Raw genomic sequence first — 24,894 nt, 5'->3', positions numbered from 1 at the left:
GGCGTGTGAGCCGTTGCCAAGAGAGATGGCCGCAGAACGATGATGCGGATAGGTCGCAAATCTGGCACGTAGCGTTCCAATCGAGGAACGATGATGCGCTCAGACCTCAACGACTACGTCACCTTCGCCGAGGTCGTCGCCCATGGCGGCTTCACCGCCGCAGGTCGGGTGCTTCGCGAGCCGAAATCGAAGCTGAGCCGCCGCGTCGCGGCGCTGGAGGCGCGGCTCGGGGTGCGGCTGATCGAGCGCTCAAGTCGACGTTTCCGCGTGACCGAGATCGGGCAGACCTTTTACGAGCGCTGCCGGGCCATGATGCTGGAAGCGGAGCGGGCGGAAGCGCTCGTTGCGGAAGCGCAGGCCGAGCCGCACGGGCGCATCCGGATGAGTTGTCCGCCGAATCTGGTGAAGGTGGTGTCGGCCATCGTGCGCGGCTTTCTCGACCGCTTCCCGAAGGTCCACCTCCAACTCGTCGTCTCGAACCGCGCCGTCGACCTGATCGGGGAGCGGATCGACGTCGCGCTCCGCGTTCGCCACGAGTTGACGAGCGATGCGTCCCTCACGATGCGGTCGCTCGGACGTTCCCGTTGGATCCTCGTCGCCAGCCCGCAGGTTGCGAGCGGCCTCGGTGCGGATCTTGCCGACCTCGCCTCCGTTCCGACCATGAGTACGAGCGACGAGGCGGGCGAAACCACCTGGAGGCTTGAACGCGAGGACGGGACGGCGCAGGTGCTGCGCCATGAGCCGCGGCTGACCTGCGGGGACTACACCGTTCTCTGCGATGCCGCGGCAAACGGACTGGGCGTCGCCTTCCTGCCTGATCACGCATGCGCAGCGTACATGAACGCGGGCAAGCTCGTCCGCGTGTTCCGGGACTGGCGGAGCAAGGACGGCATCGTGCATATCGTGTTCACGACCCGCCGCGGTCTGCCACCCACCGTCCGCGCGCTGATCGACCACCTGGCGAGAGAGTTTCCGGACCTGTGACGGCGCCAGACCGGGGGTTGATGCTCGGCGCCGCGCGCGTATCGGAACGCAGACGGTCGAGGAAGGAGCGCTCCCGGGAAGCGTCGATGCCGGTCTGAGCAAGCGCCCAGGGTCGCGGGCGGACGATCCCGAGCGTCAGCCGGGCAGGGCGGGGACCTCGTGGGTTTCGCGAGGGCCTGCCACCCGCGAACCATGGGTGACGACGACCAGGCCCCCCGTGCCGGCGCCGGTCTCGGTCAGGCGTCTTCGGGGAGCGCGTGCAGATCCTGGCGGAAGCGGCGGCCGTTGGCGACGTAATTGCCAGCAGTCTGCGTCAGGCGCTCCGCACTCTCCGGGTCGAGGGTACGGACGGCCCGGGCGGGAGCACCGACGATGAGGCTGTTGTCGGGAAACGCCTTGCCCTCGGTGACGAGCGCATTGGCCCCGATCAGGCAGTTGCGGCCGATGCGGGCGCCGTTGAGGATGGTGGCGCCCATGCCGACGAGGCTGCCGGCCCCGATGGTGCAGCCATGCACGATGGCCCGATGCCCGACGGTGACATCATCTCCCAGGTGCAGGGGGAAGCCGGGATCGGCATGCAGCACGGCCCCGTCCTGGATGTTGGTCCGGTCCCCGATCCGGATCTCGTCGTTGTCGCCGCGCAGGACGGAGCCGAACCAGATCGAGACATTTCGGCCGAGATGGACGCGCCCGACCACGTGGGCACCCGGGGCGATCCAGGTGCTGTCCGGGTCCGCGAGCTGCGGGTGGTGCGGGCCGAGGGCGTAGAGGGTCATGCGGCGTCCTCGCTCAGGTTCCGGTCCAGGCCGCGGGGCGCTTGGCCAGGAAGGCCTCGACGCCTTCCGCAAAATCCCGGCTGCCATAGCATTCCGCGATGAGGTCCGTCGCCTCGGCCTGCGGGTCCAGCTCGAGCCGGCGCAGCATCGCACGGGTGACCCGCATGGTCACGGGGGCATGGCCGAGGAGGCGCTCGCAGATTGCCGCCACCTCGGCGTCGAGCCGATCGGCCTCGGCCACGGCGGCGAGGTAGCCGAGCGGCGCCAGGGTCTCGGCGGTCGGCATCTCGGCGAGCAGCATCATGCGGGTGACGAGGCCCTGGCCCAGGGTCGCGGTGAGGCGGCGCAGGTTGGCCGGCGAGAGGCAGTTGCCCAGGGTCCGGGCGATCGGCACCCCGAAGCGGGCCCCGGCCTGCGCCACCCGGATGTCGCAGGCATTGGCGATGGCGAGGCCGCCGCCCACCGCCCAGCCCTCGATCACCGCCACGGTCGGCACGCGGCAGCGCTCCAGCCCGGCGACGTAGCCCTCAATGCGGGCCTCGTAGGCGACGCCGTCCGCGCCCGTGAAACCGACGAACTGCTCGATATCCGTTCCGGCCACGAAGGCCTTACCGCCGGCGCCCCGCAGGACGGCGACGCGCACGGAGGGGTCGGCCTCGATCCGCGCCAGGCTCTCCGCCAGCGCCTCGTACATCGCGAAGGTGAGGGCGTTGCGGGTGGCCGGCCGGTCGAAGGTCAGGTGCGCGACACCGCCCTCGACCCGGTAGCGAACGGCGCCCGTATCCTGGGTCTCGCTCATGCGGCGAAGGCCCCCTCCGCGCGCAGGCGCTCGATCGCCGCCTCGGACAGGCCGAGCTCCGCCAGGATCTCGTCGGCGTGCTCGCCGAGCAGCGGCGCGTGGCGGCGGACCTGGGCAGGCGTGCCCGAGAGCTTCACCGGGAAGCCGATGTTGGGCACGCTGCCCTCGATTGGGTGGGGCACCTCGATGCGCATCGCCCGGTGCCGGCCGTGCTCGCTCTCGAAGGCTTCCGGATAGGTGTTCATGCGCCCGGCCGGGATGCCGGCGGCCAGCAGATCGGTCACCCAGTCCTCCGCGTTCTTGGCGGCGAAGCTCGTCTCCAGTTCGGCGATCAGGGCCTCGCGGTGGGCGAGGCGCCCGGCGATGTCCTGGAAGCGCGCGTCCGCCAGCAGGTCCTCCCGCCCGAGCACGCCGCAGAGCAGGCGCCAGAGCTTCTGGTTCGTCGCGCCCATCACGAAGTAGCCGTCCGCCGCCTGAACCGCCTGATAGGGCGCGCTCATGCGGTTGGCGGTCCCGAGCGGCTCGGGGATCCGGCCGGTGCCCCAGTACTCGCTCGTATCCCAGATCGAGAAGGCCAGCGCCGAATCGAACAGCGAGGCGTCGATGTACTGGCCCTCGCCGCTGGCCTGCCGGCCGATATAGGCGCTGAGGATCCCGTAGACCGCGAAGAGCGCGCAGCCGATGTCGGCCACCGGCACGCCGGCCTTCACGGGCGGACCGCCCGGATGGCCGGTGACGCTCATGACGCCCGACATGGCCTGGGCCATGAGGTCGTAGCCCGGCCGCTTGGCCCAGGGGCCGGTCTGCCCGAAGCCCGAGATGCTGGCGTAGATCAGGCCGCGGTTGCGCGCCCGCATCGCCTCGTAGCCGAGGCCGAGCCGGGCCATCACGCCGGGGCGGTAGTTCTCGACCACGATGTCGGCGGTCTCGGCCATGTCGAGGAGGAGATCGCGCCCGGCCGGGCTCTTCAGGTTGAGGGCGAGGCTGCGCTTGTTCCGGTTCATGTTGAGGAAGCCCATGCTGTCGGGCCCCTTCATCTTGAACCCCATGGCGCCCCGGGTCTGGTCGCCGGTGCCGGGCGGCTCGATCTTGATCACGTCCGCCCCGAGATCGGCGAGCAGCATGCTGCAGACCGGCCCCGCCATCACCTGCGTCACGTCGAGGACGCGCAGGCCCGCGAGGGGCAGGGGGCCGGTCGGGGGGCGGGACCGGGGGTCGGTCGTGTCCTGCACGGCTTCGTCCATCGTGCGCGGTTCCCTGTGTCTTGCGCTACGCAGCTCTCCTCCCCCTCGCGGGGAGGCATGGAAGGTGGGGGCGGCTCCGCCGGCCTCGGCACCGCGAGGGAGGCTCAACCGCCCCGGACCCCTCCCCGCACGGGGGAGGGGGGAAACGCCTCACTCCGCCGGAACGGCCCGCCCCAGCGGCACCGCGGGCTCCTCCACGAAGGGGCGCTCGGGGTGCATGGTGAAGGCGAGGCCGGCGCCCAGCAGGCAGAGGCCGATCGAGCCGACGAAGGGCAGGGTCCAGCTCCCCGTCATGTCGACGATCATCCCGAAGACGATCGGCGAGATGATCGCCGCCACCGCCGAGCCGGTGTTCATCAACCCGGCCGCCGTGCCCGAGTAGGTCGGCGCGATGTCCATCGGCACCGACCAGATCGGCCCGATGACGAGCTCCGCGAAGAAGAAGCCCGAGCTCAGCAGCAGCGCCACCAGGGTCAGGTCCTTGGTGAAGAACACGCCCGTCAGGCTCGCGGCCGCCCCGAGGAAGCCGACCACGATCACGCTGAGCCGGGCGAGCTTGAGGTTGCCGGTCTTCTTAAGGATGCGGTCGCTGAAGACGCCGCCCAGGGTGTCGCCGACGACGCCGGCGAAGAACACGCCGGAGGCGAACAGCGCCGAGTTCTTCAGGTCGAGGCCGTAATTGAGCTTGAAGAAGCTCGGCAGCCAGCCGAGGAACAGCCACAGCGTCCAGCCGTAGCAGAAGTACGTCAGGGTCACGGGCAGGATCCGCATCGTCAGGCGGCTCCAGGGGATGTTCTGCTTGGCGCCGACCTTGCGCGGCTCGGGCAGCACCGCGAGTTCCTCCGGCGTGATGGCCGGGTGGTCCTTGGGGTCATCGCGGAAATACAGGTACCAGACCACGACCCAGGCGAAGCTCGCGACCCCCAGGACGACGAAGCCGATGCGCCAGCCGACGTGGTAGATCAGGACGGCGACGATGGGCGGCGCCACCGCGTTGCCGAGGCGCGCGAAGGCGTGCGTGATGCCCTGCGCGAAGCCGCGCTTGCCCGGCGCCGTCCAGTTCTGCATGGCGCGGGTGGCGGTGGGGAAGGTTGCGCCCTCGCCGAAGCCGAGCAGGACGCGGGCGAGGAACAGGCTGACCAAGCCGCCGACGAGGCCGGTCAGGATCGTGGCCGAGGCCCAGATCAGGCCGCAGACCAGGAGCGTGCGCCGGGCGCCGAACTTGTCGCCCACCGAGCCGCCGATGACCTGGAAGATGGCGTAGGGGTAGGCGAAGGCGGACAGGATCAGGCCGAACTGGGTGTTCGACATGCCGAGATCCTTCATGATCTCGCCGCCCGCCGTGGCGATGTTCACCCGGTCGAGATAGGTGACGAAGTACATCAGGCAGAGCAGGAACAGCACCATGTTCGACGCGGAGACGCGTCGTTTGGCAGGGCCTGACGCGGAGACGCGTCCACTTGCTGGCGTCATCGGGGTTTCCTCCAGTTGAACGCGACACCCCGCCCGGTCTGATCGCCGGGCTTCTTTGCGGGGGCACGCAGGATCGGTGTGATCGGCTGACGTGACGGGCTTTGGTTTCTTCGAGGTCTTCGTCGTCCTAGGCCCTCCGTCAGCCCGGGGCCGCGCAGCGGAGCCCGGGATTTCAGGACCATCGGTCTCATCGCGTCCGGCACCGTCGGCGGATCGGGATCCGGGGCGCGCCGGCGGCGCCCCGGAACGACGGCGTGTCGGACCCGATCCGTCGGGTCCGCCGGAGGGGTCGCTCAGTCGTCGAGGCCGGAGCGCAGCGTTTCCATGGCCGCCAGGACGCCGCCGGCCTTGTGCGGCACGCGGCCCGCCTTGAGGCCCATCTCGACGCCGGAGAGCGCGGCCATCAGCATGAGGTCGTTGGTCTCGCCGAGATGGCCGATGCGGAAGACCTTGCCGGCGACCTTCGCGAGGCCGGTGCCGAGGGAGAGGTCGTACTTCTCGAGGATGAGCGTGCGCAGGGCGTCGGCGTCATGGCCCTCCGGCATCACCACGGCGGTGAGCACGGGCGAGTACTCGGACGGCTCTTGGCACAGGACCTCCAGGCCCCAGGCCTCCACGGCGGCGCGGGTGGCCGCGGCGAGGCGTTGGTGACGGGCGAAGACCTGGGGCAGGCCCTCCTCCATCAGGATGGCGATGGCCTCGCGCAGGCCGTAGAGCAGGTTGGTCGCCGGCGTGTAAGGGAAGTAGCCCGCCGCGTTCGGCTTCAGCATCTCCTGCCAGTCCCAGTAGGAACGCGGCAGGGTCGCGGTCTTGGTGGCGGCGAGCGCCTTGTCCGAGAGGGCGACGAGGCCGAGGCCCGGCGGCAGCATCAGGCCCTTCTGCGAGCAGCTCACCGAGACGTCGACGCCCCAGGCGTCGTGGGCATACTCGGCCGAGCCGAGGCCCGAGATGGTATCGACCAGGAACAGGGCCGGGTGGTTGGCCCGGTCGATGGCCTTGCGGATCTCGGCGATGCGGCTGGTGACGCCGGTGGAGGTCTCGTTATGGACCACCATCACGGCCTTGATCGCCTTCGCGCGGTCCTCGGCCAGGATCGCCTCGACCTTGGCCGGATCGACGCCCCGGCGCCAATCGCCGGGAACGAACTCGACCTCGATCCCCCAGCGGGCCGCCATCTGGCGCCACAGGGTGGCGAAGTGGCCGGTCTCGAACATCAGGACCCGGTCGCCGGCCGAGAGCGTGTTGACGATGGCGGCTTCCCAGGCCCCGGTGCCCGAGCCGGGATACAGGATCACCGGCGCGCGGGTCTGGAACACGGCCTGCGCGCCTTCCAGCACCGCCCGTCCGAGCTTGGCGAAATCCGGACCGCGATGGTCGATCACCGGCATGTCCATGGCGCGCAGCACGCGCTCGGGCACCGGGCTCGGGCCCGGGATGTGCAGGAAGTGGCGTCCGGTCCGTGTCGTCATCGGGGGCCTCGCAGGCGTTTCAGGTGTGCCAGGCGAAGCTGGCGGGCGGGTGCGCCAGGCGACGCTGGCAGGTCGCGGGACAAGGGCAGCGCCACGGCCTACGGTGGCGAACGGCGCTGGATTGTCGTCGATACGATCCGCATCCGGTTCAGTCGACCAAAAATTTGCATTCATTTTTGGAAGACACAAGCATTATTTTGCGCTCGATCGCCCTCGACCGCGGCCGCGGCGGCTGATAATTCTGGAATGATGATGCTCGATTCCGTCCCGGATTCCGCGGTCGAACCGGAAGCCGCGTCCCTGCCCCGGATCGCCGGTACGGGGGCCGCCTCGCTCCACGGGACCCTGCTGGCGCAGCTGCGCGACTACGTGGTCGAGGGCAACCTCGCCCCCGGTGCCCGGGTGCCGGAACGCCTCCTCTGCGAACGCTTCGGCATCTCGCGCACCCCCCTGCGGGAAGCCCTCAAGGTGCTGGCCTCCGAGGGGCTGATCGACCTGCTGCCGAACCGGGGCGCCTGGGTCCGCCAGCTCGGCCCCGACGAGATGGTGGCGCTGTTCGACGTCATGGGCGGTCTCGAAGCCCTGGCCGGGCGCCTCGCCTGCGAGAAGATCACCGAGGCAGGCTTCTCCGAGATCGAGCGCCTGCACCACGCGATGTACGCGGCCTACCTCCGCCGCGACCTGCACGGCTACTTCACCGGTAATCAGGCGATCCATGACCGCATCGTCGAGGCCGCCGACAATGAGCCCCTGCGGACGACCTACGCCAATTTCGCCGGGCGCCTGCGCCGGGTGCGGTACGCCGCCAATCTCGACAAGGACCGCGACCGCTGGGGCGAGGCCATGCGGGAGCACGAGGAGATCCTCGACGCCCTGCGGCGCCGGGCCGGCTCGGAACTCAGCGACATCCTGTTCCGTCACCTGCGCAACAAGCGCCGGGCGGCCGCCGTGCGGGAGACCGCGGCGGCCGGCGCCTGATGGCCGCGATGGGGTCCGCTCCGAATCGTCCCGAAGCGGACCGTCCTGAAGCGGACCTCGGCCAACCGAACCTGGGCCAACCGAACCTGGGCCAACCGAACCTGAGCGAAGCGGCTCAGGCGAGGCGTCCCGACAGGCGCTCGGCCTCGGCGCGGATCACCTCGGCCGCCCACAGGATGCCGGCTTCGTCCACCTCGAGATGGGTCGTGGCGCGGATCTGATGGGCCCCGATCGCCCGCACCCGGACATCCTGGGCGAGGCAGGCCTTGGCGAAGGCCGCGGCCGTGACGCCGAGGGGCTCGACCGAGAAGCACAGGATGTTGGACTGCGCCGCACCGGCGTCGATGGCGAGGCCGGGCGCCCCCGCGATCCGGTCGCGGAGCAGGGCCGCGTGGGCGTTGTCGCGGACGAGCTGCTCGCTGTGGTGATCGAGGGCGTAGAGGCCGGCCGCCGCCAGGATGCCGGACTGGCGCATGGCCCCGCCGAGGCGGTACTTCCAGCGCCAGGCCTCAGTGACGAACGCCTGCGTCCCGCACAGGACGGCGCCGACCGGGCAGCCGAGCCCCTTGCTCAGATCGATCCAGGCGCTGTCGAAGCCCTCCGCGTAGTCCTTCGCGGCGATGCCGGTGGCCGCCACCGCGTTGAGCAACCGGGCCCCGTCGATATGCGCCCGCAGGCCCTTCTCGTGGGCGATGTCGCGGATGCGCCGCATGTCCGGGAGCGCCCAGACCGAACCGCCGGAGAAGCTCGTGGTCTGCTCGATCGAGACCAGGGCGGAACGCGGCGCCGTGCGGGCGGGCGGGCGGATGGCCGCCGCGAAGGCCTCGGGCGTGTAGACGCCCGCCGGGGTCCTGAGGGCCATCACCGAGACGCCGCCGATGGCGGCCGAGCCGGCGGCCTCCGTGTTGTAGATGTGGGACTGGTCGTCGACGATGATCTCATCTCCGGGCCGGGTCTGCACCAGGATCGACACCAGGTTGCACATCGTGCCGGACGGCATGAAGACGCCCGCTTCCTGCCCGAGCAGGTCGGCCACCCGTTCGCAGAGCGCCAGGGTGGTCGGGTCGGAATCGGACTGCTCATCCCCCACCTCGGCCCGCGCCATGGCGTCCCGCATCCCCGCCGTGGGCCGCGTCTGGGTGTCGCTGAACAGGTCGATCATCTTGCAAGCCCATTTGCATTCAAAATATCACCGTATCTTAGCTCCGGCGGCTCAGACCGCCACCCCATCCGGCGGCCGCAGCCCGGCATTCCGATCCGGCTGCGCACCCGCAACGCGAGGACGATGAAGCATGACCGCCACGGCTGAGCCATCGACCCCGCCGCGGGCGGCGACCAGCACGCCCCGCGCGGCCACGCGACAGAATGCCGGACTCGCCCGGCGGCTGGCCGAGGCCCTGCAGGGCGAGGCCCGCTTCGATTCCTTCACCCGTGGACGCTACGCCACCGACGCCTCGATCTACCAGATCATCCCGGCCGGCGTGGTCCTGCCCCGGTCCGCCGCCGACATCGCCGCGACGCTGAAGATCGCGGCCGAGCACGACGTGCCCGTCATCATGCGCGGCGGCGGCACCTCCCAGAACGGGCAGCCGATCGGGCACGGCCTCGTGGTCGATTGCTCGCGCCACTTCAACGGCATCACCGCCTACGACCCCGCGGGGGGCACCATCACGGTCGAGCCCGGCATGGTGCTGGAACGCCTGAACACCCGGGTGAAGGCGGATGGCTGGTTCTTCCCGGTGGAGCCCTCCACCGCCACCCGCTGCACCATCGGCGGCATGGCCGGCAACAATTCCTGCGGCGCGCGCTCCCTCCGCTTCGGCAAGATGAGCGACAACGTCCTGGCCATCGAGGCCTTGTTCCCTGACGGCACGCCCTTCGGCTTCGGTCTCACGGGCAACGACAGCACCGGCGTGACCGGCCCCGACCGGGCCGAGCACCTCGCCGCCGCGATGCGGGCCCTCGCCGAGGCGGAGCGCGACGAGATCCTGGCCCGGTATCCGCGGGTGCAGCGCCGGGTCGGCGGCTACAACCTCGATGCCCTGATCGAGACCCGGCCGAACCTCGCCCACCTCCTGGTCGGCTCCGAGGGCACCCTGGCGGCCACCACCGGGGTCACCCTGAAGCTGTCCCGCCTGCCGGCCCACCGGGTCATGGGCGTCTGCCACTTCCCGTCCTTCCGCTCCGCCATGGAGACCACGAAGGCGCTGGTCGACCTCGGCCCGGTGGCGGTGGAACTCGTCGACAACAACGTGCTGGTCCTCGGGGCCGACATCCCGCTGTTCCGCACGACGCTCGCCGACATCACCCGCGGCACGCCGAACTGCCTGCTGCTGGTGGAATTCGCCGGCGACGACCGCGACGCGCTGCTGGCCGACCTCCGGCGCCTCGACGCCTGCATGAGGGACCACGGCTTCCGGAACGCCGTGGTGGAGGTGCCCGAGCCGGTCCGGCAGAAATCGGTCTGGGAGGTGCGCGAGGCCTGCCTCAACATCATGATGTCGATGAAGGGCGACGCCAAGCCGGTCTCCTTCATCGAGGATTGTGCGGTGCCCCTGGAGCACCTGGCCGACTACACCGACACCGTCACCGAGGTCTTCACCCGCCACGGCACCCGCGGCACCTGGTATGCCCATGCCTCGGTGGGCTGCCTGCACGTGCGCCCGATCCTCGACATGAAGCAGGGCGGCGACGTCGCCAAGATGCGGGCCATCGCCGAGGAGGCCAGCGCCGCCGTCCGCCGCTTCAAGGGCTCCTATTCCGGCGAGCACGGCGACGGCATCTCGCGCTCCGAATACATCGAGCCGATGTTCGGAGCCCGGCTCACCCGCGCCTTCGAGACGGTCAAGGACGGCTTCGACCCGGACAACCGCCTGAACCCCGGCAAGATCGTCCGGCCCCTGCGGATGGACGACCGCGCGCTGATGCGCTTCCAGCCCGGCTACGCGGTGACCCAGCCCGCCGCCACGGCCCTCGACTGGTCGGACTGGGGCGGGTTCGGCCCGGCCGTCGAGATGTGCAACAGCAACGGCACCTGCCGGAAGCTCGCCGGCGGTGCCATGTGCCCCTCCTACCGGGTCACCAAGGAGGAGCAGCACCTCACCCGGGGCCGGGCCAATTCCCTGCGGCTGGCGATCTCGGGCCAGCTCGGGGCGGACGCCTTCACCAGCCCCGAGATGAAGCGGACCCTGGATCTCTGCGTCTCGTGCAAGGCCTGCCGCCGCGAATGTCCCACCGGCGTCGACATGGCCAAGATGAAGGTCGAGTTCCTGCACCATTACCACGCCCGGCACGGCCTGCCCCTGAAGGAACGCCTCGTGGCGGCGCTCCCGCTCTACGCCAGCACGGCCGCGCGGCTGGCACCCCTCCTGAACTTGCGCGACCGCCTGCCGGCCCTGGCCCGGCTGTCCGAGCGCTGGGTCGGCCTCTCGGCCCGCCGGACCCTGCCGCAATGGCGTCGGCCCTGGCACGAATCCGGCGAGCCGGCGCATCCCGGCGACGTCAGCGGCGACTTCCGCGACGTCGTCCTGTTCGGCGACACCTTCAACCGGGCCTTCGAGCGCGAGAACCTCGAGGCGGCCGAGCGGGTGCTGCTCGCGGCCGGCTACCGCCTGCACCGGGTCTTCCCCCATCGCGGCCGCCGCCCGCTCTGCTGCGGGCGGACCTACCTCGCATCGGGCCAGACCGACCGGGCCCGCGCCGAGGCCCGGCGCACCCTGGCCGCGCTGCTGCCGTTCATCCGCGCCGGCGCCCGGGTCGTCGGCCTCGAGCCGTCCTGCCTCCTCACCTTCCGGGACGAGTTCACCGCGCTGCTTCCGGGCCCCGAGGCCGCCGAGCTCGGGCGCGCGAGCTTCCTGTTCGAGGAGTTGCTCGCCGCCGACCTCAAGGCCGGACGCATCGACCTGCCGCTCGCCGACCAGGGCGGCCGGGTCGCCCATCTCCACGGCCATTGCCACCAGAAAGCCTTCGCCGCCATGGGTGCGGTGGAGACGGTCCTGCGTGCGGTGCCCGGTCTCGATGTCCGCCCGATCGAGTCGAGCTGCTGCGGCATGGCCGGCGCCTTCGGCTACGGCGCCGAGACCATCGACGTGTCCCTGGCCATGGCCGAGCTGTCACTGTTCCCGGCCCTGCGCCAAGCCGGCCCCGACGATCTTGTGGTCGCCGACGGTACGAGTTGCCGCCATCAGATCCACGACGGCCTCGGCCTGACCGCACGTCACGTCGCGCGCGTTCTGGACGACGCCCTTGTGACCTCGACACGTCCTTCGCCCCCGTTGCGAAACGGAAAGCCGTTTTTGCCGCTGTAATACCAACGACGCGCGTGTGCCGCGACACGCGCGTCGGCTTGTCGTTTTAGATTATGTACGTCATTTAAAAGGGGTGGGGCCGGCGGATCGGACCCGCTGGGAGAGCGTCATGAGCCAAGCCATTCGCAAGCAGCCCGTCCGCAGGACGGCCATCGTCACCGGAGCCTCCTCCGGCATCGGACTCGCCAGCGTGCGGGCCCTCCACAAGGCCGGCTATCGGGTGTTCGGGACGAGCCGGCGCAGCAGCACCGTCCTGGGCGATGCCGGCACCCTCCTGACCTGCGATATCACCGACGAGGCGTCGGTCGCCGCCATGGTGAAGACCGTGCTCGACGAGACCGGCCGGATCGATCTTCTCGTCAACAATGCCGGCTTCGGCATCAGCGGCGGCGCCGAGGAATCCTCGATCGCCCAGGCACAGGATCTCTTCGATGTGAACCTGTTCGGCGTGGTCCGGGCCATCCGCGCGGTGCTTCCGACGATGCGCGCCCAGAGGAGCGGACGCATCATCAACATCAGTTCCGTGCTCGGCCTGATCCCGGCCCCCTACATGGCGCTCTACGCCGCCAGCAAGCACGCAGTGGAAGGCTATTCGGAATCCCTCGTCCACGAAGTGCGCGGTCAGGGCATCCGCATCGTCCTGGTCGAGCCGGCCTATACCCGCACGGCCTTCGACCAAAACCTGCTCGTCCCCGATGCTCAACTCGAGCTGTATGCCGAGGCCCGCGCCGGTGCCGACCGGACGATGCGTGAAGCCATGGCGACCGCCGACGCGCCCGAGACCGTGGCCGACACCGTGCTCGCCGCGGCCGAGGCCTCGGTGCCGCAGCGCCGCTACACCGCCGGCAAGGTCGCGCGCCAGATCAGCCTGCTTCGGCGCTTCGCCCCCGCCCACCTCTTCGACAAGAGCCTCCGCAAGCAGATGCACCTGCCGAACTGAGGCGAGGGCTCTCCGCGACCGGCTCTCAGAACTCCATACCGAACTTGACCCGGACGTTGTGCCGCTCGAACTGGTTCAGGCCGAGCGCGCGGCCAGCCAGGGTCGGGTCGGTATCGCGGCCCCAAACCTGCCCTGCATACGCCACCGTGAGCCAGATCTTCTCGGTGAAGCGGTGGTGCAGGGCAGGGCCGACAAACAGCGCCTCGCTTTCCAAGTCATTGAGAAACGTGCCGTTATAGCCCCGCAGGTAGCGGACCTCCGGCCCCAGATAGGTGCTCTCCCCGACGCGGGCGATCAGGGCGTTCGACCAGAGGAAGGTCGATGACCGGTAACCCGGTGCGTCGGGACCGCGCTGGCGACCGGCAGCCGGTTCGAAGCTGATGTTGCTGCCATACCAGAGCTTGTTCGGCACAAGCTGGAGATCGAGTTGGAGCACGGTCTCCATGTCGAAGATGTCGGCACCATTTCCCTCAATCGGCAAGACGCGGGCGAAGCGCGGCCGGAGTTCGAGGGCAAGCCCGAGCGGCTGATCCTTGTCGCCCTTCAGGAACTGGTACTTCACCTCCACGGAAACCCCGTCGAACGTCCCATAGGACTTGTCGTCGAGGTCGATGATGTTGCGCACCTGACGGAATGTGCCGAACGCGCCGAATTCGATGCTCAAGCGGTCGATGGGGTCGAACTGGTAGCCGAACTTGGTGTCGAGCACCCGGTAGTGGCCACCGCCGGGACCCGATAGCCGCTTGCCCAGGCGGGAAATCGTATCCACGACGACCTCCTGCTCGCCCTTCTCACCAGCATCGGAGCCTTCGGTGAAGCCGAAAAGATGCTCGGTATCGACATCCTGGGACTTGCCGTCGTTGCCGCCCTTGCCGCCCTGCGTGTCCTTGCTCGCCTTCGATTCCTGACGGTCCGCTTGGCCCCTCTGCGCCGGGACATTCTTTCGGGCAGAGCCTGTCGGGCCGTCCTTCGGCGCCTTGCTCGATCGTTTAACCGTTGCAAGCTCGTCGTTCTCCGCGGCGCCTGCGACTGTCGACGACAGCGCTATGACCACACCAATGATAGATAGGATCGAACGCACACAACCCGCAGTCATCAGGCGAAATCCTGCTTCGGCCCCCAACTTGATGACTGGTGGACCCTCGTGATGACCTTAGACACGCCCGCGCTGTTCCTGCCTGCTGCGGATGAGACACAGATCGAGAAAATGACGATGCCGGTGGATTAAGAACACAGCTTCCTGGGCGCGGGAGGCGCGGAAGAGATCGCATCGGCAATTTACCGAGTCCGCTTGGTCCGCTCGGAACGGGTGCGATGCGCGAGGGTTTCCTCGACGCATCAGCCGGGAGATTGAACATGCGGATCATTGCGACAGCGTCGGCCCTCGCCCTCCTCACCTTCGGGAGCGTCGGAGCGGCCGAGGCGAAAGGGTGCATCAAGGGCGCGATCATCGGCGGACTCGCCGGGCACTACCTGGCCGAGCGTGGCGTCGTCGGGGCAGTCGCCGGCTGCCTCGGCGGACGCTATCTGGCCAACCGTCAGGCGAAGCGGCAACGCGACATCGACTACGGCTCGCGCGTGGAGTCACGCGGCACGGGGTATGGGCAGTACCAGGGGCCGGCGCGCCGCAACTACAGCTACTGAAACCGGGCACCAGTCCTGCGCGATCGGGCTCAGGCCTTTGTTCCCAGCGACGCGAACCGCAGCGGAGCAGCGGGACGCGTCGCCATCCAGAGAACGTGGCGCGGTCCGCTCACCCCGCTGTTGGCACGGATTCGAAATTCGTCGACGGCAAAGCCATGCAGGCGCAGGCGCGCCTTGAAGCGCCGGTCGGGTTTGCCCGACCAGACGGCAAGAACGCCGCCGCTCCGCAGGGCATAATGTGCCCGCTTCAAACCCCAGGCGTCGTAGAGGCGATCATTTTCCCGTCGGGTCATGCCGGACGGACCGTTGTCGACATCCAGCAGGATCGCATCGAAGCGCTCGGGCCCTGATTGGATCAGGCGGTTGACGTCCGACTCGACGATTTTAACGCGTGGGTCGTCGAGACTGTCACCGAACAGATGGGCGAGGGGGCCCCGGGCCCAGGCAACAACGGCGGGGATCAATTCGGCGACAACGATTTTTGCGTCCGGTCCGAGGGCGCCCATGGCTGCGCGCAAGGTGAAACCCATGCCCAATCCCCCGATCAGGATACGCGGCGCCGCGCGACCAGCAAGGCGTTCACACGCGATGGTCCCAAGGGCCTGCTCCGAGCCGCGATCGAGGTTCGTCATGAGTTCCGCATTCCCGACCTGGATCGAGTAGGCGTCTCCCTGCCGCAGCAGGTTCAGCGGAGCAGAACTACCGGGTATGACGCTGGTGTCACAAAGGACCCAGGGGAGTGAGGACATCGACGCTGAACTCCGTCCGCGACATCGTTCGGACGCGGCTGCCACCGGGTCATCCGAAATCGCGTGGAGGTCAACCTCAACAGGCGCAGCGCTCGTTCATCGCGTGGCCTGGCCAGGAGGCCTTCCACAACCTGGATATCGCAAGCTTGAGGCGTGGAATTCTGGACTTGCGGACTGACGCCGCCGTGCGGCCAACGGGTTCGGCGCTCGATCTTGATCCTGGTCACAGCCAAACGACCGTCTTGGATTGTCCGGGCCTCGGTCGAGAGGGAGAAGGCTGCGTGAACCGGTCCGATCCGTCAGGCGGCGGAATGACTCCATCGGGAGGCTCGTTCGGGCCAGGAAACCGATTTCCTGGACGGATTTGACGATGCTGCACCCGACGACCTCGTCGGCGCAGATCCGGAAGTCCTGGGCCATGCATGGTAGGCTGATCGGTCTGCGATAAGAGAGGCCTACCGCATCCAGGTTCCTGACGAAGTGGACGGTCTCCCGGATCCCTATGATCTGGGGCGTTCGTGTCCTGAGCCTCCGCGTCCGTTCATCCCCGCTGAGGGACATCCATCTCGATCGGAAATGGCCCGAACGCCGCGAAGCATTGGCAAAGATTGGGGATCAGGGACGGTTTAGAAGCGGTTGAATCCCAGACGACACCCTCATCCAGCACTTCGTCTGTGAAGTCCCGATGGCCCCTGGAACACTGCATCGATCGCAGGACGCGGATCCGACCCGGCCGACCTACCCGCCGCCGCAGCCGGACGGCCTGTCTCCGGCCCTGGCGCGCAACATCCGTGCACTGCAGGAGCGACGTGCGCAGGACGAGCAGCGTGCGAGCCGAGCAGACCGAATTGCCGAGATGATCACCCGGTTCACCGGGAGCATGGCTTTCGTCGTCCTGCACGTTCTGGTGTTCGGCCTGTGGACCCTGGTCAACGCCGGTCTACTGCCTGTGCTGCCACGCTGGGACGCGAGCTTCGTCATCCTTGGCACCACTGCCTCGGTGGAGGCGATCTTTCTCTCGACCTTCGTTCTCATCAGCCAGAACCGCATGGCGGTCGCCGCCGCAAAGCGCGCGGACCTCGATCTGCACATCGGGCTCCTGGCCGAGCACGAGGTCACCAAGCTGGTGACGATGGTCTCGGCGATCACCAATCACCTTGGCATCGCCACCGAGGCAGATGCCGAGGTCGACGAACTCACTCAGGATGTGTCTCCGAACGTCGTCCTCGACACCATCGAGGGGACGGATTTAGCTCGATCCAGGGGTACTACGGCTCGTTGAAAATCCCCGCCACTGGCACGAGTCAGATCAGGGCGCCGGACTGCGCGGGTGCAGCGGCGCGGGTGGAATCCGTGCCGGCATTCGACGCCTTGACGGCATTGGTCGGGGAGAGCACGACCCCGGCCCGGCGCTCCAAAGTGACGACGGTGCGGAAGGCGAGGGCGATGCCCACGAGACCGAACAGGATCGAGCCGAGGCCAACCCCGGCGATGACGCCCTTGGGACCGAACAAATGCGCGCCGATCAGGGCTGGCGGCACGGTGCCTAGGGTGGCCCGTCCCCAATTCAGGGCCGTCGAATAGAATGGGAAGCCGAGATTGTTGAACGAGGCATTGGCCAGGAACAGCAGCCCGGTAAAGAACCAGACACCCCCGCTGACGAGACAGAAGAATCCAAACAGGTCAGCGGCGACACCCTCGAGCGCAAAGAGGCGTATCAGAGGGCCGGCTCCCAGGATCAGCGCCATCCAGACCACCAGCACGTAGACGGCGGTGACCAGCGTACCGTCACGCAGAACACCGCGCATTCGATCGTAACGGGCCGCACCCCAGTTCTGGCCCAGGATCGGTCCGATCGAACCAGACATGGCGAAGAGGCCGCCGAACGCCACCGGGGTCAAGCGGTCGACCACCACGTTTCCGGCAACCGCGACAGCGCCGAACTTCGCGAGCGCGTGGGCGATGAAGGCGCTTGCCACGGAAGGTGCGAGGTTCGTCAGCACCGCCGGCAGGGCGATCCGCATCACGACGGGAGCATCCGCGATGATGTCAGCGAGCTTCGGTTGCGTGAGCATCCGGTGCTGGCGGACACCCCACAGACCGATCACCGCAAATGTGGCGCGGGCAAAACACGTGGTGATGGCTGCCCCATCGACGCCGAGACCAGCACCAAAAATCAGTAGCGGGTCGAGCCCGGCGGTGACGATGGCGCCGCCCAGGGTGACGTACATGGCCTGACGAGCCGCGCCGACCGCTCGCAGCAGGCCGGAAAACATCATGCCGGGCCCCATCAGCAGGTTGGAGGGCAGCGTGATCCAGAGAAAGCGTGTCGCTATCGGAAGAGTCTCAGCATCGGCTCCAATCCAGCTCAGCACCGTAGGCAGGCAGGGCAGCATCGCCACGACAAGGAGGCCGGAGACCACGATTCCCTGGATGGTCCCGGAGGTGGCGAGGCGCCGCGCACCCGCTTCATCACCGGCCCCGATGGCTCGGGAAACGAGAGCACCGGCTGCGATCATCAGCCCGATATTGATAGCGATGGCAAAGAACTGGACGATGGTGGCAAAGCCCACCGCTGCCGTCAGCGTCGGATCTCCAAGCTTGGAGACGTAGAGCAAGGAAAGGAAGTCAACGACGAAGATCGCCATGAGCCCGACCGAGCCAGTTGCGCTCATCGTCACCACGTGACGGAGAATCGAGCCCTCGACGAACCGCGCCGATCCGGCTGTCGCCTCAGGCATCCGTTCGGGCCTCCTGCTGCTGACTTTGGTAGTCATCATCAGTCTCAAGGGTGCGGGTCGCGGCCTCTCGCCTCTGGGATCCAATGATGTCGCGCGTCTCCGCATTCAGCGCGCGGGAAGGCCGCTTCGGCTCCGTCAGGGGCTCGGGCTTGATCTCGTTAAGGCCACGGGCCCAACTCATCGTATCCGTCAGAGCGCCTGCCTGCTGCAGCACGAGGCGCGCAACGTCGCGCTTACGAACGTCCTCCGCGGTAGCGGCGGCCGCCTCCGTGCTGAGACCGAGACCCTCAAGGGTCGCGCGACCGAAGGCGAGAGCGGATTCGACGGTTTCGCGGAGCTGAAAGTCGACGTCCCGGTTCATCAGCTCGACGGCGTGCGTGCGGTCGAAGGCCCGCACGTAAGTGCGCACGCTGGAGAATTCCTCGTGCACGATATCGACGATTTTCAGCGCGGCCTCGCTGTCATCGACGCAGATGCAGAGGAGCTCGGCCCGTCCGATGCCGGCGGCGCGCAGGACATCGAGGCGAGTCCCGTCCCCATAGTAGATGCGGAACCCAAAGCGTGCGGCGCTGCGGATCTGATCCACGTCCTTGTCGATCACCGTGACGCTAACGCCTTCAGCCAGCAGCACCTGCGTCAGGATTTGGCCGAAACGGCCGAAGCCGATGACGAGCACGCGGGCCTCGGTGCTCTCAATGGCCTCCGGCACCGCCTCCGGCCCTTCGGGACGTCGGGCAAGCCCAGCGTCCAGAGCCTTCGCCGCCACTGGACCGACCAGCATGGTCAGAGCCGCGAGCGCCACGGCAAAGCGTGTGCTCGCAGGATCCACGAGGCCGAGCTCACCGCCCGCCGGCAAAAGCACGAATGCAAATTCTCCGGCCGGTGCCAGGATGGCACCCCCGCGCACCGCATCGAGCCAAGGCGAGCCGAACAAGCGGAACAGGCCGGCCACCAACGCGACCTTAAGCAGGATCGCACCGGCTGTTGCCCCCAGCAGGGTCGGCCATTCGGCCTTGAGGAGGCCACCATCAATGGACATGCCCACGCTCATGAAGAAGAGGCCAAGCAGCATGCCGCGGAACGGCTCGATGTCGGCCTCGAGCTGATGGCGGAAGTTGGATTCGGCCAGAAGCACTCCAGCCAAGAACGCGCCCATCGCCATCGATAGGCCGACATGCTCCATCAGCATCGCGGTTCCAAGCACCACGAGGAGGGCAGCCGCCGTCATGACTTCGCGGGCCCCACTGGCTGCGAGCAGACCGAAGAATGGATTGAGGCCATAGCGCCCGACCAGCACGACGGCGAGGATCGCCGCGCCCACCGTGCCGGTGGATTGCAGAGCCGAGAGGAGCCAGCCATCGCCGCCGCCCGTGCCGGATGAAGCGACCAAAGGCATCAGCGCCAGGATGGCAACCACGGAGATGTCTTGAAACAGCAGCACCGCAAAGGCTCGGCCGCCATAGGGCGTCCCCATGTCGCCGCGCTCTTCCAGCAATTGCAGCGCGACGGCTGTGGCCGAGAGGGCGAGAGCGATGCCGATGACGAGGCTGGCCGAAGGCTTGGCCCCCATCAGGATCCCGACGCCTGCCAGAGCTGCCGAGCAGACAATGAGCTGGGCAGTGCCGAGGCCGAAGATGTCCCGCCGCATCGAAACGAGTCGTGAGATTTGTAATTCGAGCCCAACGATGAAGAGCAACAGCACTACGCCGAGTTCAGCGACACTCGCAGCCGTCTCTGGCTCCGCGATCAGCGAGAAGCCAAAGGGCCCAATCACTACACCGGCAACGAGGTAGCCGAGCACGGCGCTTTGGCCGATGAGGCGAAAGATCGGCACGCCGATCACCGCCGCCGACAGGAACGTCAGCACGGGAGGCAGGAAGCTGACGTGGGTCGCGGCGCTTGCCATGAAAATCCGAGGTTGGATGAGAATCCCAGACGGCGATGGACCACCCCATTCAGAGCGATTCGGGCTCGCCAGGCGGCTCCGTCTTAACCAGCAGGGGCCCAGCCGTCACGTGCACAGGGAGGGGAAGCTTACCGCAAACACTCGCTTGAACGTCCCACAGTGCGAATCGGCACTTTCCCGGATTCGGCGTCAGTGACGCCGCGGCGGCCAACCTCCGCGCGGAATGCTCCGGCTCGCCCGGCGCTCATTTCGGCGGTCGACCAGAAAATCCGACGCGTCACCTTCGACCAGCAGGATCCCTGCATCGAGCACGTCCTGGCGGCTGAGACCGATGTCCCGAAGTTCGCGATCCGACATCGCCGATAGCTGACGGACGACCCTGCGGTTAATGGCAGTGCGGGAAATCCCTGAAGCCACAGCAGCCAACCCGGCGCTTAACCAGGCCCTAAGTGCCGCTACGGCGGTCAGTGTTCTGCCCGCAGTGACAGGTCCAGCCTTGAGCTGAGTAAAGCCGTGCATGGGGTGCGTCCTCTCGTGATGTACGGGCCGATGCCGCGACCATGCGTGGCGGGGGATAGTCGTGATAGGGACAGTCCAGTACGGTTGGATTGAATCGTCCGGCGCGAGGATCAGGACAGATGAAGGTGTCCCCCGTGTCCAAGCTCACCTTGGTCGAGACCGTGGCGGCGGAGGTCACGGATCGGATCAACAGCCGCCAGCTCATGCCCGGCGCACGCCTGCCCTCGGTCCGCGCCTTCGCCGAAGCCATGGGGGTCTCGAAGTCCACCGTCGTCGAGGCCTATGACCGGCTCGGGGCCGAAGGCACGATCGTGGCCCGGCGCGGCTCGGGCTTCTACGTGGCGGGTAAGACCCGACCGCTCTGTCTCAAAGCAGTAGGGCCTCAGCTCGACCGGGCGGTGGATCCGCTTTGGATCACCCGACAATCCATGCAGGCCGGCCCGGACCTCGTAATGCCGGGCTCCGGCTGGTTGCCGTCAGCCTGGATGCCAAGCCAGGCGATCCGGCGCGGCCTTCGACAGCTCGCACGCGGTCCGGAGACCAACCTGGTCTCACACGATCAGCCCCTCGGCTTTCCACCTCTACGCGCACAGATCGCACGGCGCTTGGCGGAGAAAGGGGTTGAGGCCGGCGCCGATCAGGTGGTGCTGGTCGATTCGGCGACGCAGGCTCTCGACCTGCTCTGCCGATTCCTGCTTGAAGCCGGCGATACGGTACTGGTCGACGATCCGTGCTACTTCAACTATCACGGACTCCTCAGAGCGCAGCGCGCCCGGGTTGTTGGTGTGCCGATGACCCCGAACGGTCCTGATCTCGCGACCCTCGCCATGCACCTCGCTGAGCATCGGCCGCGCTTCTACGTCATCAATTCCGCGCTCCAGAACCCGACCGGATCCATCCTCGCGCCCGCGGTCGCCCATCGCATCCTGAAGCTCGCTGAGGCGCACGATACCCTTATCATCGAGGATGACATCTTTGGAGATTTCGAGAGTGAGCCGTCTCCACGCCTGGCCGGTTTTGACGGGTTAGAGCGGGTCATCCAGATCGGAAGCTTCTCGAAGACGCTGTCGGCCGCCATCCGTTGCGGTTTCATTGCGCTGCGCGAGGACTGGGTCGAGCCACTGGTCGATCTCAAGCTCGCGATGAGCCTGGGGAACAGTCATCTGTCGGCGAGCCTGATGCACCGGCTCCTGACAGACGGCACATACCGCCGACACCTCGCCGAGGTCCGCGAGAAGTTGGGACGGGCGACGGCGCCGGCCCTTCGGCACCTCGAAGAATGTGGACTGAAGGCGTGGCTGGAGCCGTCCGGAGGCTTCTTCCTGTGGATGCAGCTGCCGGATGGGGTCGATTCGGCGGACGTCGCTCGGTGCGCTCTTGCACGCGGACTCGTGCTCGCTCCCGGAGGCGCTTTCAGCCCCTCGTCACTCGGCAACAGTTTCCTACGCTTCAACGTAGCCCAGTGCACCGACCCACGTATGATTCCTATGCTCGAGACTTCCCTTGCCGAGGGCGCGATGGCGCGGCCCAAGCGGGTGGCCTAGCGCGCGTATTACGGAGAGTTCCCTGGGTCCTGTGAGTCACGTGCACTCGCTTTCGCTGGGCCGCAGGTGCCCGCGGGGGACTTTTCCGTTATGACAGGTTGACAGGGGCGCCCCCGCCTCGCCACATCCCGGCTATCATGAGCGACGCGAATCTGACGACTTCCTCTGCCTCCGGTGACACGGTTAAGCCGCCTCTGGAGATCCTGCTCTGTGCGCCGCGCGGTTTCTGCGCTGGAGTCGTGCGGGCGATCGACGTAGTTGAGCGGGCGCTCGCCATCTACGGACCTCCGGTCTATGTCCGCCATGAGATCGTCCACAACAAGTACGTGGTTGAGAGTCTGAAACGGAAGGGCGCCGTGTTCGTCCGCGAGCTCGACGAGGTCCCCGACGGCTCCGCTCCGGTGATCTTCTCGGCGCACGGCGTCGCCAAGACGGTGCCGCACAACGCGGATTCCCGCGGCCTCACCACCATCGACGCCACCTGCCCGCTGGTGACGAAAGTTCATCGCGAGGCGGAGATCCACCACAAGCGCGGTCGACACGTTCTGCTCGTTGGCCATTCCGGTCATCCGGAGGTGGTCGGCACCATGGGTCAGCTGCCAAAGGGCTCGATCACGCTGGTCGAGGATCTCGACCAGATCGCCGCCCTTGAACCAGAGAACCGCGACAACCTCGCATGGGTGACGCAGACAACTCTGTCGGTGGACGACACCCACCATATCGTCGAGGCGCTGAAGAAGAAGTTCCCGACGATCACCGGCCCGCACAAGGACGATATCTGCTACGCCACCACCAATCGTCAGGAGGCGGTGAAGCAGGTGGCGCCGTTGGTCGATGCGGTCATCGTGGTCGGCTCGTCGAACTCGTCGAACTCGCAGCGCCTGCGCGAAGTCGCTGAGCGCGTCGGCTGCCCGATCACCCGGTTGGTGCTGCGCGCCGAGGAAATCGATTGGCCAGCCTTCGAGGGCATTCGCAAGCTCGGACTCACGGCCGGAGCTTCCGCGCCGGAGGTGCTGGTGGAGGAAATTATCGATGCCTTTGCAGCACGCTACACCGTGACGGTGGATACGGTCTCGACGGTGGTCGAAGATATGTCCTTCCCGTTGCCGCGCGAACTGCGTAGCGAAGCCGCGGAATAGGCAGACAGCGCTCCCGATAGATTCGTCTTCAGCAGGGGCGCCATTCGGCGCCCTTGTCCATTTTGTCCCGAAATTTCAAGCGAACAAGCCGTGGCAGTCTACACCGAGGTCTCCGACGCGGCGCTGACCGCCTTTCTTGCGGCCTACGACATTGGAACGCTGCTCTCATACAAGGGCATCGCCGAAGGCGTGGAGAACACGAATTTCTATCTCCACACCACCGGCGGCTCCTTCATCCTAACCCTATACGAGAAGCGCGTCAGGGCGGACGATTTGCCGTTCTTCCTCAACTTGATGGAACACCTCGCCGCCCGAGGCCTCGCTTGCCCACAGCCGATCCGCGATCGCACCGGATTCGCACTGGGTGAGCTCTGCGGTCGCCCCGCGGTGATCGTGACTTTCCTCGATGGTGTTTCGGTGAAGCAACCCGGTATCGATCACTGCCACGCCCTCGGCCGCGCGCTCGCAGGGTTGCACGCGGCGGGAGCCGATTTTGGGATGCGGCGCGTCAACAATCTCTCCGTAGATGCGTGGGAACCGCTCTTTCGCCTCGCTGAGCCTCAGGCGGAGACCGTTTCACCCGGTTTGACCGAACGCGTTCTGGGTGACCTCGCGGTGCTACAGCGCTCCTGGCCCTCGGGCCTACCCTGTGGCGTGATCCATGCCGACCTATTCACCGACAACGTCTTCTTCATCGGAGACGAACTGTCGGGGCTGATCGACTTCTATTTCGCCTGCACCGACGCCTTCGCTTACGATCTGGCCATCTGCCTCAATGCCTGGTGCTTCGAGGCGGACGGCAGATTTCACCGCGACATGGGTGCGGCCCTGATCGCCGGGTACGAAGCGGTGCGTCCCCTGGTCTCCGCCGAGGTCACGGCTTTGCCGATCCTTTGCCGGGGCGCCGCCCTGCGCTTCATGCTGACCCGCCTCGTCGACTGGCTCAATGTGCCGGCCGGAGCCCTGGTCCGGCCGAAGGATCCTCTGGAATACGACCGTAGGCTGAACTTCCATCGCACCACGACGGACGCGCGGGATTACGGTTGGGCCGGTCCGGGACAGTCGGCCTAGCTCCCTGCAGAGGCAAACCATGCTCATGGCGCGGAGCGTTTGAGCGTCAGGCGAAAGCGTCCCAAGTTACCGGCGGATGCATCACATCCGCCGGTGGATCGGTCAGATCACCTTGAGAAGGGCTTCGGCGCCCGACAACTCAGTCTTGGCTGGGGAGTCCTCGACATTAAGTACGCGCACGACACCGTCCTCTACGAGCATCGCGTAACGCTTCGAACGGGTACCAAGTCCGAAGCCGGCCCCGTCCATGTCGAGGCCAATCGCCTTCGCGAATTCAGCGTTGCCGTCAGCGAGAAACTCGAGGCCCTCGGCGCCACTCGCCTTCTGCCACGCATCAAGCACAAACACGTCGTTGACCGACGTGATCGCGATGGTGTCGATGCCGCGAGCCTTGATCTCGGCCTGCTTCTCCACGAAGCCGGGCAGATGGTTGCGGTGACAGCTCGGCGTGAAGGCGCCGGGCACCCCGACGAGGACGACGCGGCGGCCCTTGAAGAAGTCGTCGGTGGTCTTGGCTTCCGGGCCGTCCGCCCCACTCACGCGAAACGTGACCTGGGGGAGGTGGTCGCCAACCTGAATGGTCATCCGTCGTCTCCTGAAGATCGCCGGGG

The 24,894-nt window shown here is 67.4% G+C and carries 21 protein-coding genes; 9 read left to right on the top strand and 12 right to left on the bottom strand.

Annotated features, from left to right (window positions below):
- The first annotated feature begins 90 nt into the window (after positions 1-90).
- Positions 91-984 carry a LysR substrate-binding domain-containing protein gene (locus CRT23_RS07120; RefSeq protein WP_103709137.1) on the top strand — a complete coding sequence of 298 codons (894 nt, stop codon included), beginning with the start codon at positions 91-93 and terminating at the stop codon, positions 982-984.
- A gap of 236 nt (positions 985-1,220) precedes the next feature.
- On the opposite strand, the gene CRT23_RS07115 is transcribed toward CRT23_RS07120, so the two are convergent.
- The 5 genes from CRT23_RS07115 to CRT23_RS07095 all read right to left on the bottom strand — a co-directional run bounded on the left by CRT23_RS07115 (position 1,221) and on the right by CRT23_RS07095 (position 6,745).
- Positions 1,221-1,760, bottom strand: a complete 540-nt coding sequence (locus CRT23_RS07115) for a gamma carbonic anhydrase family protein (protein ID WP_103709136.1) — start codon at positions 1,758-1,760, stop codon at positions 1,221-1,223.
- Positions 1,761-1,773: 13 nt separating this feature from the next.
- Positions 1,774-2,559, bottom strand: coding sequence for an enoyl-CoA hydratase (locus tag CRT23_RS07110; protein ID WP_103709135.1), 786 nt, complete (start codon positions 2,557-2,559; stop codon positions 1,774-1,776).
- Entirely contained in the window at positions 2,556-3,803 is a 1,248-nt protein-coding gene (locus CRT23_RS07105) for a CoA transferase (protein WP_103709134.1), read from the bottom strand. The genes CRT23_RS07110 and CRT23_RS07105 overlap by 4 nt, the downstream gene beginning before the upstream one ends.
- Before the next feature lie 150 nt (positions 3,804-3,953).
- Positions 3,954-5,276, bottom strand: coding sequence for an MFS transporter (locus tag CRT23_RS07100; RefSeq protein ID WP_245436021.1), 1,323 nt, complete (start codon positions 5,274-5,276; stop codon positions 3,954-3,956).
- 293 nt (positions 5,277-5,569) lie between these two features.
- Positions 5,570-6,745, bottom strand: coding sequence for an aminotransferase class V-fold PLP-dependent enzyme (locus tag CRT23_RS07095; RefSeq protein WP_103709132.1), 1,176 nt, complete (start codon positions 6,743-6,745; stop codon positions 5,570-5,572).
- Between the two features lie 249 nt (positions 6,746-6,994).
- Here CRT23_RS07095 and CRT23_RS07090 point away from each other — a divergent pair, with 249 nt between their 5' ends.
- On the top strand, positions 6,995-7,723 hold the full coding sequence (locus tag CRT23_RS07090) for a GntR family transcriptional regulator (RefSeq protein ID WP_055953740.1): 729 nt from the start codon (positions 6,995-6,997) through the stop codon (positions 7,721-7,723).
- A gap of 115 nt (positions 7,724-7,838) precedes the next feature.
- On the opposite strand, the gene CRT23_RS07085 is transcribed toward CRT23_RS07090, so the two are convergent.
- A complete protein-coding gene (locus CRT23_RS07085) occupies positions 7,839-8,885 on the bottom strand; it encodes a threonine aldolase family protein (RefSeq protein ID WP_103709131.1) in 1,047 nt (348 codons plus the stop codon).
- A 130-nt stretch (positions 8,886-9,015) separates the two neighbouring features.
- Between CRT23_RS07085 and CRT23_RS07080 the strand changes: the two genes are divergently transcribed.
- Positions 9,016-12,030: an FAD-binding and (Fe-S)-binding domain-containing protein gene (locus CRT23_RS07080; protein ID WP_103709130.1), complete on the top strand. Its 3,015-nt coding sequence runs from the start codon at positions 9,016-9,018 to the stop codon at positions 12,028-12,030.
- Positions 12,031-12,139: 109 nt separating this feature from the next.
- Positions 12,140-12,970 carry an oxidoreductase gene (locus CRT23_RS07075; RefSeq protein WP_103709129.1) on the top strand — a complete coding sequence of 277 codons (831 nt, stop codon included), beginning with the start codon at positions 12,140-12,142 and terminating at the stop codon, positions 12,968-12,970.
- A 25-nt stretch (positions 12,971-12,995) separates the two neighbouring features.
- Here CRT23_RS07075 and CRT23_RS07070 read toward each other — a convergent pair whose 3' ends face one another.
- On the bottom strand, positions 12,996-14,066 hold the full coding sequence (locus CRT23_RS07070; RefSeq protein ID WP_245436019.1) for a hypothetical protein: 1,071 nt from the start codon (positions 14,064-14,066) through the stop codon (positions 12,996-12,998).
- Positions 14,067-14,326: 260 nt separating this feature from the next.
- Between CRT23_RS07070 and CRT23_RS07065 the strand changes: the two genes are divergently transcribed.
- Entirely contained in the window at positions 14,327-14,614 is a 288-nt protein-coding gene (locus CRT23_RS07065) for a hypothetical protein (protein ID WP_055952552.1), read from the top strand.
- Between the two features lie 29 nt (positions 14,615-14,643).
- Here the strand turns inward: CRT23_RS07065 and CRT23_RS07060 are convergent, their stop codons facing one another.
- Positions 14,644-15,363, bottom strand: coding sequence for a hypothetical protein (locus tag CRT23_RS07060; RefSeq protein WP_103709128.1), 720 nt, complete (start codon positions 15,361-15,363; stop codon positions 14,644-14,646).
- Between the two features lie 685 nt (positions 15,364-16,048).
- Between CRT23_RS07060 and CRT23_RS07055 the strand changes: the two genes are divergently transcribed.
- Positions 16,049-16,645, top strand: coding sequence for a DUF1003 domain-containing protein (locus CRT23_RS07055; RefSeq protein ID WP_103709127.1), 597 nt, complete (start codon positions 16,049-16,051; stop codon positions 16,643-16,645).
- 22 nt (positions 16,646-16,667) lie between these two features.
- Here the strand turns inward: CRT23_RS07055 and CRT23_RS07050 are convergent, their stop codons facing one another.
- The 3 genes from CRT23_RS07050 to CRT23_RS07040 form a co-directional block, all read right to left on the bottom strand.
- Complete coding sequence (locus CRT23_RS07050; RefSeq protein WP_103709126.1) at positions 16,668-18,104, bottom strand: MATE family efflux transporter; 1,437 nt, start codon at positions 18,102-18,104, stop codon at positions 16,668-16,670.
- On the bottom strand, positions 18,097-20,010 hold the full coding sequence (locus CRT23_RS07045) for a monovalent cation:proton antiporter-2 (CPA2) family protein (protein ID WP_103709125.1): 1,914 nt from the start codon (positions 20,008-20,010) through the stop codon (positions 18,097-18,099). The genes CRT23_RS07050 and CRT23_RS07045 overlap by 8 nt, the downstream gene beginning before the upstream one ends.
- Before the next feature lie 189 nt (positions 20,011-20,199).
- Complete coding sequence (locus CRT23_RS07040; protein ID WP_103709124.1) at positions 20,200-20,529, bottom strand: DUF1127 domain-containing protein; 330 nt, start codon at positions 20,527-20,529, stop codon at positions 20,200-20,202.
- 119 nt (positions 20,530-20,648) lie between these two features.
- Here CRT23_RS07040 and CRT23_RS07035 point away from each other — a divergent pair, with 119 nt between their 5' ends.
- The 3 genes from CRT23_RS07035 (at position 20,649) to thrB (ending at position 24,283) form a co-directional block, all read left to right on the top strand.
- A complete protein-coding gene (locus CRT23_RS07035) occupies positions 20,649-22,073 on the top strand; it encodes a PLP-dependent aminotransferase family protein (protein ID WP_103709123.1) in 1,425 nt (474 codons plus the stop codon).
- 137 nt (positions 22,074-22,210) lie between these two features.
- On the top strand, positions 22,211-23,212 hold the full coding sequence (ispH, locus tag CRT23_RS07030) for a 4-hydroxy-3-methylbut-2-enyl diphosphate reductase (RefSeq protein WP_055952574.1): 1,002 nt from the start codon (positions 22,211-22,213) through the stop codon (positions 23,210-23,212).
- Positions 23,213-23,302: 90 nt separating this feature from the next.
- On the top strand, positions 23,303-24,283 hold the full coding sequence (gene thrB, locus CRT23_RS07025; protein ID WP_103709122.1) for a homoserine kinase: 981 nt from the start codon (positions 23,303-23,305) through the stop codon (positions 24,281-24,283).
- A 102-nt stretch (positions 24,284-24,385) separates the two neighbouring features.
- Here thrB and CRT23_RS07020 read toward each other — a convergent pair whose 3' ends face one another.
- The gene (locus CRT23_RS07020) at positions 24,386-24,868 is read right to left on the bottom strand and encodes a peroxiredoxin (protein WP_103709121.1); all 483 of its coding nucleotides are present in this window, start codon (positions 24,866-24,868) and stop codon (positions 24,386-24,388) included.
- Between the last annotated feature and the right edge of the window lie 26 nt (positions 24,869-24,894).

It is taken from the genome of Methylobacterium sp. V23, assembly GCF_002917135.1.
Taxonomy (GTDB): Bacteria; Pseudomonadota; Alphaproteobacteria; order Rhizobiales; family Beijerinckiaceae; genus Methylobacterium.
Note: the sequence above shows the minus strand (reverse complement) of the source record. Positions and strands in the feature narration are given on the sequence as shown.

Bases quoted from the DNA above. Each gene is read 5' to 3' on its own strand.
- CRT23_RS07120 (WP_103709137.1), top strand. From the start codon at position 91: ATGATGCGCTCAGACCTCAACGACTACGTCACCTTCGCCGAGGTCGTC.
- CRT23_RS07115 (WP_103709136.1), bottom strand. From the start codon at position 1,760: ATGACCCTCTACGCCCTCGGCCCGCACCACCCGCAGCTCGCGGACCCG.
- CRT23_RS07110 (WP_103709135.1), bottom strand. From the start codon at position 2,559: ATGAGCGAGACCCAGGATACGGGCGCCGTTCGCTACCGGGTCGAGGGC.
- CRT23_RS07105 (WP_103709134.1), bottom strand. From the start codon at position 3,803: ATGGACGAAGCCGTGCAGGACACGACCGACCCCCGGTCCCGCCCCCCG.
- CRT23_RS07100 (WP_245436021.1), bottom strand. From the start codon at position 5,276: ATGACGCCAGCAAGTGGACGCGTCTCCGCGTCAGGCCCTGCCAAACGA.
- CRT23_RS07095 (WP_103709132.1), bottom strand. From the start codon at position 6,745: ATGACGACACGGACCGGACGCCACTTCCTGCACATCCCGGGCCCGAGC.
- CRT23_RS07090 (WP_055953740.1), top strand. From the start codon at position 6,995: ATGATGCTCGATTCCGTCCCGGATTCCGCGGTCGAACCGGAAGCCGCG.
- CRT23_RS07085 (WP_103709131.1), bottom strand. From the start codon at position 8,885: ATGATCGACCTGTTCAGCGACACCCAGACGCGGCCCACGGCGGGGATG.
- CRT23_RS07080 (WP_103709130.1), top strand. From the start codon at position 9,016: ATGACCGCCACGGCTGAGCCATCGACCCCGCCGCGGGCGGCGACCAGC.
- CRT23_RS07075 (WP_103709129.1), top strand. From the start codon at position 12,140: ATGAGCCAAGCCATTCGCAAGCAGCCCGTCCGCAGGACGGCCATCGTC.
- CRT23_RS07070 (WP_245436019.1), bottom strand. From the start codon at position 14,066: ATGACTGCGGGTTGTGTGCGTTCGATCCTATCTATCATTGGTGTGGTC.
- CRT23_RS07065 (WP_055952552.1), top strand. From the start codon at position 14,327: ATGCGGATCATTGCGACAGCGTCGGCCCTCGCCCTCCTCACCTTCGGG.
- CRT23_RS07060 (WP_103709128.1), bottom strand. From the start codon at position 15,363: ATGTCCTCACTCCCCTGGGTCCTTTGTGACACCAGCGTCATACCCGGT.
- CRT23_RS07055 (WP_103709127.1), top strand. From the start codon at position 16,049: ATGGCCCCTGGAACACTGCATCGATCGCAGGACGCGGATCCGACCCGG.
- CRT23_RS07050 (WP_103709126.1), bottom strand. From the start codon at position 18,104: ATGCCTGAGGCGACAGCCGGATCGGCGCGGTTCGTCGAGGGCTCGATT.
- CRT23_RS07045 (WP_103709125.1), bottom strand. From the start codon at position 20,010: ATGGCAAGCGCCGCGACCCACGTCAGCTTCCTGCCTCCCGTGCTGACG.
- CRT23_RS07040 (WP_103709124.1), bottom strand. From the start codon at position 20,529: ATGCACGGCTTTACTCAGCTCAAGGCTGGACCTGTCACTGCGGGCAGA.
- CRT23_RS07035 (WP_103709123.1), top strand. From the start codon at position 20,649: ATGAAGGTGTCCCCCGTGTCCAAGCTCACCTTGGTCGAGACCGTGGCG.
- ispH (WP_055952574.1), top strand. From the start codon at position 22,211: ATGAGCGACGCGAATCTGACGACTTCCTCTGCCTCCGGTGACACGGTT.
- CRT23_RS07020 (WP_103709121.1), bottom strand. From the start codon at position 24,868: ATGACCATTCAGGTTGGCGACCACCTCCCCCAGGTCACGTTTCGCGTG.